Here is a 15,800-nt window from a genome sequence, read left to right as displayed (position 1 = left end):
ATGTAACTTTGAAGCAAGAAATTGTTTTTTGAGTATGTCTTTCAAAATACCACAGAATATTCGTCCGGAAGATTTAGTTGATTTTGACCATTTGGAATATGCGGCTGGGATAGCACCGTTTTTACGAGGGCCTTACGCCTCTATGTACACTCAAAAACCGTGGACTATTCGCCAGTATGCCGGCTTTTCTACGGCTGAAGAATCAAATATTTTTTACCGAAAAAACTTAGCTGCCGGCCAAAAAGGGCTTTCCGTTGCCTTTGATTTAGCTACTCATCGCGGCTACGATTCTGACCACCCGCGTGTAACTGGAGATGTAGGAAAAGCCGGCGTAGCCATAGATACCGTAGAAGACATGAAAATACTGTTTAACGGAATCCCACTAAATGAAATGTCCGTTTCCATGACCATGAACGGAGCCGTCCTACCAATCATGGCATTTTATATCGTTGCAGCAGAAGAACAAGGGGTAGCCCAAGCAGCCCTTTCAGGAACTATCCAAAACGACATCTTAAAAGAATTTTTGGTACGAAATACCTACATCTACCCGCCGAATCCGTCTATGCGTATCATAACGGATATTTTTGCCTATACCTCTCAAGAAATGCCCAAGTTTAACTCTATCAGTATTAGTGGCTATCATATTCAAGAAGCAGGTGGAACTCCAGAAATAGAATTAGCTTACACATTAGCTGACGGCTTGGAATACTTGCGTGCCGGTATCCGGTCGGGCTTATCCATAGATTCCTTTGCACCTCGCTTATCTTTCTTTTTTGGTGTGGGAATGAATGTCTTTATGGAGATTGCTAAACTACGTGCTGCCAGACTCTTATGGGCAAAAATTGTTCAGACTTTTAACCCCAAAAATGAAAAATCATTGGCACTTAGAACCCATTGTCAGACTTCCGGCTGGAGTTTGCAAGAACATGACCCGTTTAACAACGTGGCCAGAACTGCCTTAGAAGCGATGGCTGCCGCTTGGGGGGGCACCCAATCGCTACATACTAACGCCTTAGACGAAGCATTGGCACTCCCGTCTGATTTTTCGGCCAGAATTGCTCGAAATACCCAAATTTGGCTACAACAAGAAACAGGACTCTGTGAAGTCGTTGACCCCTGGGGCGGAAGCTATTACGTAGAATATTTAACCGGAAAAATTACCGACGAAGCATGGAAACTAATCCAAGAAATTGAAGAAATCGGCGGTATGACCAAAGCAATTGAAACCGGACTGCCTAAGTTGCGTATAGAAGAAGCCGCCGCCCGAAAACAAGCCCGTATTGATGCCAAAAGAGATAAAATTATCGGCGTTAATCAGTATCATTTTTCGGAAGAAGTAACTATGGATTTATTAGAAGTGGATAATCAAGCGGTTTTAAAAAGCCAACTTCAAAAACTTTCTGCGATAAAAAGTACCCGCAACCAACAAGAAGTAGAATCTACTTTGGCGGCTTTAACGGAATGTGCTCGTACCCAAAATGGCAATTTGCTGGCATTATCAGTATCGGCTGCTCGGGCACGAGCTACGCTGGGAGAAATTTCAGATGCCTTAGAAAAAGTGTGGGGCAGACACCAAGCAACCATTCGGGCAGTATCCGGAATCTATTCAGCAGAATATTCCGAAGAAGAGGTATTGGCACAATGCCGAAAACTATGTGCTGACTTTGCCGAAATGGACGGACGAAACCCCCGAATCTTGATAGCCAAATTAGGCCAAGATGGCCACGACAGAGGCGCAAAAGTAATAGCAACCGCATTCGCAGACTTAGGCTTTGATGTGGACATAGGTGCATTATTCCAAACACCGGAAGAAGCCGCAAAACAAGCCGTTGAAAATGACGTACATATAGTAGGAATATCCAGCTTGGCCGCCGGCCATAAAACCTTAGTCCCGCAATTAATTTATGCCCTAAAAGAATTAGGCAGGCCAGATATTAAAGTCATCGTAGGCGGAGTAATCCCCCCAAAAGATTATGAGTTTCTATACAAAAGTGGCGTAATGGGTATTTTTGGCCCCGGAACCCATATTGCGCATGCAGCTATCCAAATCCTCAAAAAAATTATGGAATCCTGAAAATCATCCGTTTTTTCGTTTTTAAGGCTTATGTCTCTACTGAATAAGTGCTTCCGCCGGATTCCGATAATAGCCGTAGCTTTTGCTAAATAATATCCGAAAACTCTAAAAATCCATCTTTCAATAATGCCCTAAAAATGTTATTCTTGCATATCTTTTTCTTGAATGCGACCTTTAATTTTTGATATTCAGCGTTTTTCTATCCATGACGGTCCGGGCATCCGAACAACCATCTTTTTTAAAGGCTGTAACTTAGAATGCCCTTGGTGCCAAAACCCTGAGTCTATATCTCATAAGCCCGAACTTGCATATTATCCGGCTAATTGCATCGGAAGTCAAGATTGTGTGAAAAGCTGCCCAAAACAAGCTCTATCCTACGAAGGGACGTTAATTATAGACAGGAATATTTGCAGCACCTGCTACAATTGCACCGTAAGTTGCGTTACCGAAGGTGTGAAAGTCGTTGGTAAAGAGTATAGTATAGATTCTGTGATGCAAGAAATCTTGAGAGATAAAAGTTATTATGATACCTCTGGCGGCGGAATAACTTTTTCCGGTGGCGAACCAACCCTGCACATAGACTTTATCTACGAACTCCTAATCCGCTGTAAAGAACACCAAATTCATACCAATATCGAAACCAATGGTTATTTTTCATGGGAAAAATTTCAAAAAATTTTACCTATGCTTGACTTAATTTATTTTGATATTAAAATTGTCAATTCAGTTCAGCACAAGCAACATTTATCTGCAACCAATGATAAAATTCTACAAAATATAACTAATTTAGTTCAGGCGAAAGCTCCTGTTAAATTTCGATTACCGCTGATTCCGCAATATACGGCCAATCCAGAAAACCTAAATGATATTTTAACTATTTTACAAAAAAATAACATAACTGAATTACACTTACTTCCGTACCATAGTATGGGAGAAAGCAAAGCCGAAAAAATAAACAGCTCTTTACCAAAACTTGGATTTCAACCCTTTACAGTTAATGAAATTCAACAATTTAGAGATTTTTTTGAATCCCAGGAGATAAAAACCATTTGTTTTCGTTAATTTTGACTGCCAAAGATTATGAACACACCAACTACCGTTTCCGTAAACGCTATTGCAAGGCTAAACAAATTGAAAGAGGCTGTAACTTCCAGTCCCTATTCTGTTTGTATCGAGCGGGCTGTTTTGATAACTGAATATTTCAAAATGGCTAAAAGTAAAAATAAGCCAGTTATCGTTCAAAAAGCAGAGGCTTTGGCTTATTTGCTGATTCACAAGAAGGTACAGATATATCCCAACGAGCTTATTGTAGGCAGCACCACTTCAAAACGTGTAGCAGGGCCTCTCTATCCGGAACTACACGGCCTACCGGTCATGGAAGACTTATTCAATTTTTCTTCCAGAAAATTAAATCCCTTGCAAATTTCTACCGGTGAAATCTTTAAATTAATCAAAGATGTAGCTCCTTTTTGGTTGAATAAGTTTTTGGCATACAAGGCTTTTTCCGGAAAGGAACTTTTTGACTTTGTGTTAGACCAATTGAATCCTAAATTTTACCTGATTAATGAAACTGGCGGAATCGGGCACTTAATACCGGATTATGAAGGGCTTATCAACCAAGGGTTAAACCCAATCATAGCGCAGGCAGAAGCCGCTATTGCAACTTTAGCCCAAGACGACAAACGGCAAGGATTTTATCAAGCAGTAATAACTATTTGCAAAGGTGTATTGAAAATGGCTGATAATTATGCCGCCGAAGTAAGAACCTTAGCTGAAACAGAACCCGACTTTGAGCGCAAACAAGAATTATTGCAAATAGCAGAAATCTTGGCCCACGTACCAGCAAACCCTGCACGAACCCTACATGAAGCCTTACAATCAATTTGGATTCTTCACACCGCGATTACGCTGGAAGGCTTAGATAACGGAATCAGCTTGGGACGTATGGACCAGTATCTAAACCCATTTTATGAAAGAGACATCGCTGCCGAAAAAATTGACAGAGAAAAAGCCAAAGAACTAATTGGCTGTTTTGTTATCAAAACAGCTGAAATTATTCCTGTTTTTAGCACCAAAATATCCAAAAGCCATGGCGGCTTTTTGAGCGGGCAAGCCCTCACTATCGGAGGAATAAACCAAAACGGGCAGGACGTAACCAATGAATTGTCATATCTGTTCTTAGAACTGATGGATGAAATTAGAATGCGCCAACCTAATTATCATGCCAGAATCTCCCAAAACCCTCCGCAACAATACCTTGAAAAAATCATGTCAAATTTAGTCAAAGGAGTAAATTCTCCGGCTGTCTATAATGATGATTTGATTATCAAGTCTTTACAAATGTGTGGAATGTCCCAAAATGATGCAAGAGAATATTCAACCTTAGGTTGTGTAGAGCTTTGTGCTGCCGGAAAAACCTTTGGTTCTACCGATGCTGCTTTGGTAAACATCCCAATATGCCTTGAGATGGCTTTAAATGAGGGAAAACTCTTTGGAAAATCTAAACTAAGTGGCTGCAAAACACCACCAATTTCTACTTTTAAAAACATCGAAGATGTTAAAAATGCCTTTAAACAGCAACTATACTACATTATCAAGAAATTACATAAAGTATTAGAACCCATAGAGTTTGCTAATCGAGATTTTCATCCTACGCCGCTAACTTCTGCACTCATTCAAGGCTGTATGGAAAAAGGGACAGATGTAACGGCAGGAGGCGCAACCTATAATTTCAGTGGTGTACAAGGTGTTGGCGTTACGGATGCAGCAGATAGCCTATTTATTATCAATGAATTGGTTTTTAAAACCCAAAAATATACACTTACAGAAATCGTTAATGCATTATCCAATAATTTCAAAGACCAAGAAAAACTTCGCAACTTGATGTTAGCTATCCCGAAATTTGGCAATGACAATCCTGAAGCTGATGCTTATAGCAAATGGGTAGCTGATACCTTTTATGATTCTTTTGAAGGCTTGATAAATACTCGGGGAGGGAAATTTGTAGCCGGATTTTATTCTACTACAACGCATTACAGTTTTGGCTTATATACTGGCGCGACAGCTAATGGCCGCCTTAAAGGCACTCCCTTTACTTCCGGAATTGCCCCAACAAACGGCATGGATAAAAAAGGACCCACTGCATTTTTTAACTCTATTAATAGCATAGACTTTGAACGTGCCCATAACGGCGCAAACGTAAATGCTAAATTTGACACCGCAACCCTAAAAGGAGAACACGGAAAAGAAATCCTAAAAGCACTACTGCTAACGTACTTCAATAACGGCGGAATGCAGGTTCAGCTAAATGTTTTGGATACCGAAATGCTCAAAGACGCTAAACTAAATCCACAAAAATATCCTTGGCTGATTGTTCGCGTTTCAGGATACTCTGCCTATTTTAATGATCTTTCTCCAGAAATGAAAGACGAAATTATCCAAAGAAGTTCACTAACAATTTAAAATCAAGCGATTAGAAAATAGATTACAAGATTTAGATAACTATTGATTTAGGTAGAAATACCATAATTACGAAACATATCAATAATATCTTTCAGTTTTTCTACAAAATTAGCAGTTAAAAAGTCTCTATTCTGAAATATGGGCTTGGGGAATACTTTTGGGAAAATTTTCAAAATATCTACTTTTGGGGAATCTCATGGAGAAATGTTAGGAGTTGTGATAGAGGGCTGCCCGAGTGGCTTCCCCTTAGATACAAATTTTATTCAGCAAGAGGTAAATCGTAGAAGACCCGGCCAGTCGGCTATTTCTACTCAACGAAAAGAAACAGATAAAATTCATATTGTTTCGGGTTTTTGGGAGGGAAAAACAACCGGTACTCCGCTTACGATATTGGTTCACAATAACGATGTGCGTAGCCAAGACTATGCATTATTTCAGCATATTTTTCGCCCAAGCCATGCAGATTTAGCTTATTTTCAGCGATATAAACACTATGATTATCGAGGAGGAGGGCGGGCTTCTGCACGTGAAACCGTTGCGCGGGTTATCGCCGGTGCTGTCGCAAAACAATTTTTACAGCCTTTGGGGATTCAAATTTATGGATACACTAATTCCATCGGAAATTTGGATATACCGCTCGATTATTCAGAGATAAATCCGGCAGATATTGAAAAAAATATAGTGCGTTGCCCCCATGAAGAGACTGCCGCGGCTATGATTTCGCTTATTCAAGAGGTTAGAAAGTCCGGAGATAGCTTAGGTGGAGTCGTTACCTGTGTGGCAACGGGAGTTCCAGCCGGAATCGGTCAGCCGGTATTTGATAAAATTCAGGCTGACTTAGCAAAGGCCGTTTTTAGCATTAATGCCGTTAAGGGACTTGAATTTGGATCGGGTTTTTCGGGAACGAAACTTTTGGGTAGCCAACATAATGACCCGATTGTGTTTGAAAAAAACAGGTTTCTTACGGCCACAAATCACGCCGGCGGGACACTTGGTGGCATCACAAACGGCATGGATATTTATTTTAGGGTTGCTTTCAAACCCGTTGCTACAATTGTAAAACAGCAACAAACTGTTGATAAAGAGGGAAATAGCATTATTTTTTCAGGACGAGGCCGGCATGACCCTTGTGTAGTCCCCCGTGCTATCCCGATTGTAGAAGCTATGACAGCCATAGTTTTATATGACCACTGGCTATTGGCTAAAGCATTTGATGTTCCTTGATTAAGGCCGCATTGCTTTTGGGTTTTCGTGCATCATGGTGGCCATATCTACCAAGATATTTCCACTTTCTTGCAAAATAAAATCCGGTGCTTTATCGTCTTTTCCGGGTTGCTCTCCGGCTTTCAGTAGTTTTAATCCGGCGGCGGCACGTCTTTCGTTCGTTCGAAGCCAGTTCTTTTCATCTTCTTGCTGATGCTCTTTGCGTAATTGTGCTTCATTGAGAGAAACATATTTTTGCTCCCGTTTCTTCTTAATGGCATTTACATCTTCGGTTAGGTATTTATATTCTCTTTCGTTCAAAACTCTTTTTAAGTGTATATCTAAAAGATGCTGACGCAGTTCGGTAATATCAGGAAGTACAGAAAATAGCGTAGGCTGAATTTGGTCCCAGGGTAGGGCAGTTGGGTATGAACTTTCCCCAAATTCTTCGGCAGAAAAAATTGTTGGGAAACTTATATCAGGGATTACGCCTTTGTGTTGGGTGCTGCTGCCGGTAACTCTATAAAATTTTGCAAAAGTGATTTTTAATTGTCCTAATTTATCGCTTTCAAATGGGAGTAGCTTATTTAGATCCAGCATATTCTGGACTGTTCCTTTTCCAAAAGAATTTTCTCCTACGATAATTCCTCTGTTATAGTCTTGCAAGCAGGCGGCAAATATTTCGGAGGCAGATGCGCTAAAACGGTTGATAAGCACCACAAGTGGTCCATTCCAAGTGATTTCGGGGTCATTATCTCGATGCACCTGCAAAAGTCCGCTGGCTTCTTTAACCTGAACGACCGGCCCTTCTTTGATGAATAAACCGGATAAATCAATGGCTTCCACTAATGAGCCTCCTCCGTTATTCCGTAGGTCAATGACTAAGCCTTCTATTTTTTCTTTTTTGAGATCTTCTATCAGCCGGCGAACGTCTCGTGTTGTGCTTTTGTAGTTTTTTTCTCCTTTTTGCATTCCTTCCCAATCCATATAAAAAGTGGGTAAGGTGATGACTCCGATTTTATGTTTCGTATTGTTTTGTTTTGTTTCAAGGATGGAGCTTTTGGCTGATTGTTCTTCTAAGATAATTTTATCTCTTACTAAGCGAACTTGATAGCTTTTGTTGTTTGCAGCCGAGAACATTTTTAGGCGGACGATAGTTCCTTTGGGGCCTCGGATGAGGATAACGGCTTCCGAGGTCGTCCAGCCTACTACATCTACAAATTCTCCGTCATCTCCTTGGGCAACAGCTAAGATTTTGTCATTAATCTGGATTTGTCTGCTACGGCTGGCAGGCCCGCCTTTCACAATATCGGTTATTTGGATGTAGTCATTATCTTGACGTAATGTGCAACCAATACCTTCTAATGACTGGCTCATGGAGATATTAAAGTCGTCAGCAGAACGCGGTGAAAAATAGTTTGTATGTGGCTCTATTGTTTCGGTGAAACTATTCATAAAAAACTCGAATACATTGTCGGCTTTCTGTTTGTATAAATTTTTACGCAGATTTTTATATCTGTTTTCGACTGTTTTTACGCTGCCGCTGCTATCTAAGCGAACTTCTAATAGTTCATATTTTATTTTTTTCTCCCACAACTTTTGTATTTCCGGTTCAATTAGCCACGGAGACTCGCTGCGGTCGTATTCATATATTTCATCAGTAGTGTAATCATAATTTTTGGGAGTTAGCTTGAGGGCTAAATCTATTCGTTCGTTAATTCTGATGCGAAATTTATTGTAAATGATGAACACCTTACTTAGGTCTCCGGTAGATAAATCATTATCAAGGGCATATCGAAATACCTGAAATTCATCTACATCTTGTTTGGTAAAGTATATTTTGTTGGGGTCTATTCGTTTTAGGTAAGCATCAAAGACTTGTGAAGAAAGGGAATCGTTTAACTCCGGCTTTTTCCAATGATATAGTTGTAATGCTTTGATAGATTCTCTGCAAGCAACTGAATGTTTAGGCTCAGGAGAAAGGGGAGAACTTGCTTGAGCAATTGTGTCTTGGCTTTGTGCATACACTTGCGAGAGGCAAAACAGCCCTATCACAAAAGATAAATAATATACGCTTCTTGGCGCAATTCGTCTCATCGGCTAAACTTTTTCTTAACTACGCAAAGCTATTAAAAAGGTTCTAATTCTTCATAAAGTTTTGATAATTCTTTTTTTAGGGAAAATCAGTATTAAACTATACATCGTAATTGATTATCAATTAGTTGTTTTTTTGCTTTTAAGTAATAGTGAAATATTATTCACGGATTTTAGGTTACGCTATGTATTTGTTGCGATATTTTTCCCTATATGTAGTCCCATTGCATAAATAGACAGCTGGGGAGGTACTCCAATGGAGGTTGGAAAAAGAGAGCCATCGGCGATCCAAAGACCTTTTATGTGCCGAAAACGTCCTGATGAGTCCACGGCTGCTGTAACAGAGTCATCTCCCATAGGAATTGATCCCATCGGATGAACGGCAGCTAATTCTAAGCCATTCTCTAAGGTATTTTCGATGGATATTTTCTGAATATCGTTTTTCGTAAGTAGCTCAAGACGTGGGTACGTTGGAATCATTACTTTTTTAGCTCCGGCGGCAAAAAGAATTTCAGCACTTGCCTGCAAGCCTTTCACTAACTCTTGCTTATCTTCCGGAATTAGCTGATAATCAATTTGAAATTCTGTTTTTCCGGTATTTTTGATAGTTCCAGTAGAGTGTTCGTGAAGTACTGAGGTTATGACGGCAATATTTTCATATCGTTCCATCGTAGTTTGATGTTCTTTTCCGTACCCGGGCAAAAAAGTAGCTGTTCCCACAGGATGTGCAAATGCCGGTATTAGCCAAAGACGATTTGCTTTTTCTGCCGATGAAGCAGGCTTACCGCTCTTTTCTTGAGCTATTGCTTGCTCAAAATTCAAAAATTCGGTGCATTCAAATGATTGTGGTATTCCCTCCCAAGCTCGTATGGGAACATCAAACTCTCCGGCAACCAATGTAGCCGGATGAATCCTAAGTGTTTGACCCACAGTTCCTTCTGGATAAGGAATAGTTGAACGTAAAATAATAGCGGCAGAGGCAGTAGCTGAGGCACTTAAACAGACCTGATTAGCCTGAACGATTACTTCTCCTAAAATGCGGTAATTTTCTGGGTCCATGACAACGGCTTTCACGCCGTCCACAATTCCGTTTTGGTGCGAAATTTGGGTAGCTAAGCAGTGTGTAAAAACCTCACCATTTGCTTTTATGAGTCTGGGAATAAGGACTTTGCTGGCATTGTTTTTGGCATCATAAGCGCAGCCAAGTTCACAAAAGCCGCTCCCTACGCAGCCGGTACGGTTATGTTTCATCAAGCCCCCTTTCCAACCTAACTGTTGTATTCCTTGCTGAAATATCCTGTTATGTTGATTCATCATTTCTGGTGTAATACCTGAAACACTCAATAATGATTCTACTTCAGCATACAAAGAATCCCAAGCACTTAGTGGTAAATGATTTAACTTTCTGTTTTGTATCCAGTGTTGTAATATTTCTGTAGGGATACGTTTGATGAGGTTAAGATTGTGCAGGGTAGAACCGCCCACCCCTTTTCCTTGATAAATATGGATATTTCTATCGGTATTAGTTCGTCCGCCGGCTTCCCACAGTAGTTTTGGGAGCATTGTGTCTTCGCGTTGGTTCATTTTGTCGGGAGTCATGAAGCTACCGGGTTCTAACACCACTACGCGCATACCTGCTTCTGCGGCTACCATAGCCGCCATACTGCCGCCAGCACCGGAACCAATAACGCATAAATCTGCCCGCAACCGAAGTGGAAACTTAAAATGTCTGCTATCAAAAATCATAACTATTCTGTCATTAATGACTTAGGAATATCTCCAGAAGAAGCTACCAAAGTTAGATACTGCTCTGAAACTGAGCGACTTTCAGCTACCATCGGACCTAAGTAGCGTATAGAAGCCCAAGAACTATCTTGTTGGTAATACCCAAACAAGCATAAGTCCCGTATGGTTTTGGCAACCAAACGAAAAATACCGCCTAAACCAAACATCCGCTCAAGGTATTCTTGGCGAGCTGGGCTTGCCATTTGTGAAAAAGAATTGAGGCTTGGGGTCAAAAAAGTCATATTTTCAAATGCTTCAACGGCATCTCGAACCTGACTAACCATAGTTTCCGGTAGTTTAGACAAAAAAGAATCTATATTTCCGGTGATATTTTGATATACAATTTCACTTTTTTCGGGGATAAACTCTTGGGCTGCAAGAAATAATATGGAGGCGTGCCTATGGGAAAGAATTTTGCCATCCCATGAGTTAATTTTGGGATAATTGTAAATTCTCGTTAATATAAAAGGAATCGGAATAGCTGATAATGCAGCCATTCCGATAAAAAAGAATTTACGTCTGGATATTTTGGACATAGCACAATCATTTGAGAGGCAATACTAATAGTTTTTGTAGTCTTACTGGGAGTTTATTTTTCCAATCGCTCTTTGTTGGAGGCAAGTTTCTTCTGTGGGAGTTCCAAAATAAAACTTTACCATTAAAGCCATTTTTTAAATCGTGTAATATTGCCGCGGCCATTTTTCCGGTATAAACCGGTTCTAAAGAAATCTCTGCTGAGTCAAAGATTTTTACGGCCATATTTGCTGCTTCGGTAGGGTAGGCGTATCCCTTTCCAAGTTGTTTATAATCAATCACAATTGGGATATTTTTTATTTTTTTTACTTCCTGAAAGCCAAAAGACAGTAATAATTTACAAACTTGGTTAATCAAGAAGTTTATTCTCCATGTAGATACAATTATTTTTTCTACGGTAGCTATTGCTTTTATGGGTATTTGGAATCCGGCTACGGCTAATCCTACGGCTAATCCGGCTACAGTTCCACAGGTTCCGGCGGCTACATAAATCCTATCTGGTACAGGTATCATCCCTGCTTGGATTTGTGCTGCCAATTCTACGCCTGCTCGAACCATACCTACTATTCCCAATGCAGAGCTACCCCCCGGCGGAATAAAGCTACAGTTTTGGACTGTTTTGCGAAAAAATACTGCCGGCCTTGTCAGTAAGACTTCCATACGAGAGCGATAGAAATGTATTTTTTCAGTGTGTTCAGCTATGAATGCGAGGTTTTTTAAAATTTCCTCAGAGGTAGGTTCAAAGAAGCAATGGGCTTGAAATTTTCTTTGGAGGATATGAGCAGCGGCAGCGCAGGCTACCAAATGGCCTGATCCGATTGCCCCAATAGATGCCCATGAAGATGCGTTTTGAAAATGGGAATCTGCTAACAAAAAGTCTAACTTCCGCACTTTTGAGCCTCCAAGTAATCCAGAACAGAGGTCATCTCGCTTACAGCCCATCCAAGTTGCACCAAATTGTTGCGCAATTTGCGGTAATTCAGTAATAGGCGTTGCCAAAGTAGCCCAACCAATACGCGGAATAGTATCAAATTGCTCCGGTTTCACTACTTGGTAATAGTAAGCATAAACTTAGCCACTTCTAACCGAGTTTCTGGCGGCAGGTAATCTTGTTTAGGCATTTCTGGGTGGTCTGTCCGTTTTTTTATTGGTTTGGCGATATAATCTGCAATACCTTGTGGGTTATCTTTGTAAATCGCTTGTATTGCCTGCACCGGAGGGCCTATCATACGTACGTTGTAGGCATGGCAGCCGGAGCAAACTCCATAATACGTCAATTTTCCGCGTGTTTCTTGGGTGATTTGCAGCGGCTCTACCGGCTTGTCAAGCATATAAGACAGTACTTCGTCAGTAGAGTTTAATTCACAGCGAGCAAATTTATCCAACCCATAAGTTCGATAACGATTTATATCGCGGATACAACTGCCTGTTCCACCTCCGTAAGCTAAAATATCCGGGCCTTTAGCGGAAAATTTGGTTGCCATTGCCGCTTTAACTTCTTTAACGGGATTATTACCGTTATTAAACATGAAGTTATCTAAAATTACGATTCTATCTGGATTGGGTTCACTTTCCGGATCAACGGCTATATCTGCAATAAACTTATGATCCACAATAGCAATGCCGATATTGTCATTACCGGAAATGAAGTTGTTTTCAACAATTACATCATCAGCGGCCATTATGATAATGCCAGTGCCTACGGGTAGAAACGAAACAATGGAGCCGGGAGCACCGAAGTTTTTGTGATTATTATTTACGATATAATTATTCCGAATAATAATATCGTAACAAGTTTTGATGGGTAAACCAGGTGTAATAAAGGCCAAAATACCGCCGGTATTATCATAAACGTTGTTGTATTCTACCAAAGCGTGTCTTGAATTTTCTATTTCTATGCCGGCTACGCTGGCATAGACTTCGTTAAAACGAACATCAATATTATCGCACATTCCTACATAAATGGCGGCATCTTCGATGTTAGTGAGAATATTTCGTTCTATTAACCCATTTTTGCCGTATTCAGGGAAAATCCCATATACACCGGTGTTGATAACCCAGTTGTTTCGAAGAACAAAATTGTTGCCGCTTTGCCCCATAATTCCATTTCCCTTATAGTTTTGAATTTTAAAATTTTCAATGGTTATGTTGCTACCAGAATATAGGAAAGCATCATTTAGTTTTTCTTGTCCATCGAGAGTTGGCCATTGATTGTCTATAATAACTCCTTGAATGGTTATGTTATCTTTATCAATATAAACTGTTTCGTAGTAAGTACCGGGGTAAATACGGATAAGGTCTCCGGAATTTGCCTTTCTAACGGCATCCATAATTGATTGCCCGCTTTTAACATCAAAGGTTTTTCCGGTTATTTTTTCAGAGATAGTAGTCTTGCGTCCGCTTGTACCTTGAAAAAATTTGGGAACAGGTGGCGGCGGCGGTTGGCTATTAAAAAATAACCGCGAGGTGAAAGTTCCGGCAATGTAGATAAGAACCCCTACAAATAGCAAACCTATGTATTTTAATGACTTACTTGTATTCATTTTGTTATTCCATTTTCGGCGGTTAGATACGCTTGGATATTGATACCGGAGGGGACTACTTGGGGAATAGCAGGTTTAAAGCTTTCATCAGTAAGTGTTTTGAGAAAATCTACTAAGCGGTCTAATTCCTCATCAGTTAGTTTTGGTTCCCATATATGCCAATGGATTTTGAGGTTTTCTCCTTTGGGAACAGCGTGGCCTCGTCCGTCTGTGTAGAACTTTACGGTTTCTTTGAGGGTTTTAAAGACTCCGGAGTGCATATAGGGTGCTGTTTTTTCAATATTCCGCAAGGTAGGAACTTTAAAGGCAGCACGCAAGGAGGGTTCGTGAAATACTTTTTCGGCTCCAATATCAAGTGGTTTTCCGGTTGGTTCAGGGACTCCCAATACCGCTAATTGCTGGTTGGTAAATAACGGCGGTGTATGACACTCAGAGCAACGTGCTACAAATGAACGAAATACATTGAATCCGGCTATTTCTTTGGAGTTTAATGCTTCTGCATAACCATGAGCATATTGGTCATAACGGCTGTTTAAGGATACGAGGGAGGCCTCAAAGGCAGCGATTGCGGTGCAAATTTCTGATAAGGAGATATTTGTTGAGTCTTTTTGGGGGAAAGCATCAGCGAATAATCGCTTATAATCAGGAACTTCATTGATTGTTTTGATTAAATTTTCGGGGTCATTAGCCATTTCCTGTGGGTTAAACAAAGGGCCTTCCATTTGCCCTTCTAAGGTGTTGGCGCGCCCGTCCCAAAAGAATGACTTTAAAAAAGCTACATTCCAGATCGTAGGAGCCGACCTACTTAGCAAAACTCCTTTATATCCAATACTTTGGGGTTTTGCATCACTAAAGCCTTTATCAGGATGGTGGCAACTGGCACAAGATAATGTTTTATCTTTGGAAAGTAAGGGGTCAAAGAAAAGATAACGGCCTAAATCAATTTGTTGTGGTGTAAAGCCGTCTCTGTATTGTGGTAACGCTGTTTGCAATCCGCCAACACCTACAGTAACGAGTGAACGATATTGTTGATATTGGTTTCGCAGCAAACAGCGGTTATCTTTTGTGAGTTCAAAGCCCGGCGGGCAGCTATTGCATAAAGTTATTTCGGATGGTTTTGATACCGAATTTGATACCGATCTTTGGGCAGGTTCTTTACAAGAAGCTATCCAAAATATTAATAAACAAACTATTATGCAATAGCGCGAGGCCATTACTTAGATTTTTCTAAGGTCTGGATATAAGCGACAACATCTGTAATAGCTTGGTCGTCGCCTATTGTTTTGGCCATAGCGGCCATTTGAGCACCTTGTACGTCTTGGGGGTGCGCACCGCGAATGCCTTCTATGAAGTTATGCACTTGTCTTTTGAGATACCAATCCCCTACGCCGGTTAATCTCGGAGCAAATAGAGCTTTATTGCCGGCAGCGTCAGGGCCATGGCAAGCGGCACATATCGCAGTATATTTAGCTTTTCCGGCTTCCACATTTCCTTTCACAGTCTTTTGAACCGTAGTAGGCGGGAGTGTTTTGATATACTTTACGATAGGTTCTATTTCACTGTCTTTTAAGTTGGCGGCGATTCCGACCATTTGCTTTCCGTAAGTATCTTTTTCATGGCCGCCGCGAACACCCCCTTTCAGATTTTTTAGCTGGCGTACTAAATAGTCGGGATCTTGGTTTACAATTCCGGGTGCGAACATCGTTTCGTTACCGCCACCATTTTGACCATGACAAGCAGTGCAGGTAACGAATAACTGATCCGGAGTTTTAGCGGCAGTATCTGCCGAAGCCACCTGACCACCGGTATTCTCTGGTTTAGAACCACATCCATACAACAACATTATACCCAGAGACAGGTAAACAAAACGTATCATTTTACTGTTAATAAGCATTTTATAGTAAATTAAAAAAGTTTAATTAATATTATTTTGGCGAAATTTAGGTATTTTTCTGAATACTTAAAAGGAAAGCCAAATATCTAAAAAAATGTTATACAACATATTTTTAATATAATTTATTTTGAAATTTATTTAGTGTTATGTTAATCTTAAATTAACGGATAAAGTCTTCTGAGTTTTTGCCTTGCATCGTTTGTTGTAAATT

At 40.4% G+C, this 15,800-nt stretch carries 12 protein-coding genes; 5 read left to right on the top strand and 7 right to left on the bottom strand.

Annotated features, from left to right (window positions below):
- Nucleotides 1–34 precede the first annotated feature (34 nt).
- The 4 genes from scpA to aroC all read left to right on the top strand — a co-directional run bounded on the left by scpA (nt 35) and on the right by aroC (nt 6,760).
- Entirely contained in the window at nt 35–2,074 is a 2,040-nt protein-coding gene (scpA, locus tag LC115_11660) for a methylmalonyl-CoA mutase (protein MCZ2357319.1), read from the top strand.
- 165 nt (nt 2,075–2,239) lie between these two features.
- Entirely contained in the window at nt 2,240–3,136 is an 897-nt protein-coding gene (locus LC115_11655) for a glycyl-radical enzyme activating protein (protein ID MCZ2357318.1), read from the top strand.
- A gap of 18 nt (nt 3,137–3,154) precedes the next feature.
- Nucleotides 3,155–5,536: a formate C-acetyltransferase/glycerol dehydratase family glycyl radical enzyme gene (locus LC115_11650; GenBank protein ID MCZ2357317.1), complete on the top strand. Its 2,382-nt coding sequence runs from the start codon at nt 3,155–3,157 to the stop codon at nt 5,534–5,536.
- A 144-nt stretch (nt 5,537–5,680) separates the two neighbouring features.
- Complete coding sequence (aroC, locus tag LC115_11645) at nt 5,681–6,760, top strand: chorismate synthase (protein ID MCZ2357316.1); 1,080 nt, start codon at nt 5,681–5,683, stop codon at nt 6,758–6,760.
- On the opposite strand, the gene LC115_11640 is transcribed toward aroC, so the two are convergent.
- The 6 genes from LC115_11640 to LC115_11615 all read right to left on the bottom strand — a co-directional run bounded on the left by LC115_11640 (nt 6,761) and on the right by LC115_11615 (nt 14,801).
- The gene (locus tag LC115_11640; protein ID MCZ2357315.1) at nt 6,761–8,836 is read right to left on the bottom strand and encodes a carboxy terminal-processing peptidase; all 2,076 of its coding nucleotides are present in this window, start codon (nt 8,834–8,836) and stop codon (nt 6,761–6,763) included.
- Between the two features lie 180 nt (nt 8,837–9,016).
- A complete protein-coding gene (locus LC115_11635; GenBank protein MCZ2357314.1) occupies nt 9,017–10,579 on the bottom strand; it encodes a GMC family oxidoreductase in 1,563 nt (520 codons plus the stop codon).
- Between the two features lie 2 nt (nt 10,580–10,581).
- Nucleotides 10,582–11,154 (bottom strand): YjbH domain-containing protein, encoded by a 573-nt coding sequence (locus LC115_11630; GenBank protein MCZ2357313.1) that lies wholly within the window; start codon nt 11,152–11,154, stop codon nt 10,582–10,584.
- Nucleotides 11,155–11,161: 7 nt separating this feature from the next.
- Nucleotides 11,162–12,199 carry a pyridoxal-phosphate dependent enzyme gene (locus tag LC115_11625; GenBank protein ID MCZ2357312.1) on the bottom strand — a complete coding sequence of 346 codons (1,038 nt, stop codon included), beginning with the start codon at nt 12,197–12,199 and terminating at the stop codon, nt 11,162–11,164.
- Nucleotides 12,199–13,695: a right-handed parallel beta-helix repeat-containing protein gene (locus LC115_11620; GenBank protein ID MCZ2357311.1), complete on the bottom strand. Its 1,497-nt coding sequence runs from the start codon at nt 13,693–13,695 to the stop codon at nt 12,199–12,201. Before LC115_11620 ends, LC115_11625 begins: the two co-directional genes overlap by 1 nt.
- Entirely contained in the window at nt 13,692–14,801 is a 1,110-nt protein-coding gene (locus LC115_11615; protein ID MCZ2357310.1) for a c-type cytochrome, read from the bottom strand. The genes LC115_11620 and LC115_11615 overlap by 4 nt, the downstream gene beginning before the upstream one ends.
- Here LC115_11615 and LC115_11610 point away from each other — a divergent pair.
- Nucleotides 14,761–14,898, top strand: coding sequence for a hypothetical protein (locus tag LC115_11610; protein ID MCZ2357309.1), 138 nt, complete (start codon nt 14,761–14,763; stop codon nt 14,896–14,898). The genes LC115_11615 and LC115_11610 overlap by 41 nt on opposite strands.
- A 10-nt stretch (nt 14,899–14,908) precedes the next feature.
- Here the strand turns inward: LC115_11610 and LC115_11605 are convergent, their stop codons facing one another.
- Nucleotides 14,909–15,571 (bottom strand): cytochrome c, encoded by a 663-nt coding sequence (locus LC115_11605; GenBank protein MCZ2357308.1) that lies wholly within the window; start codon nt 15,569–15,571, stop codon nt 14,909–14,911.
- Nucleotides 15,572–15,800: the final 229 nt, after the last annotated feature.

It is taken from the genome of Bacteroidia bacterium (genome assembly GCA_026932145.1).
Classification (GTDB): domain Bacteria; phylum Bacteroidota; class Bacteroidia; order J057; family JAIXKT01; genus JAIXKT01.
This window is presented reverse-complemented; position numbering and strand designations above follow the sequence as displayed.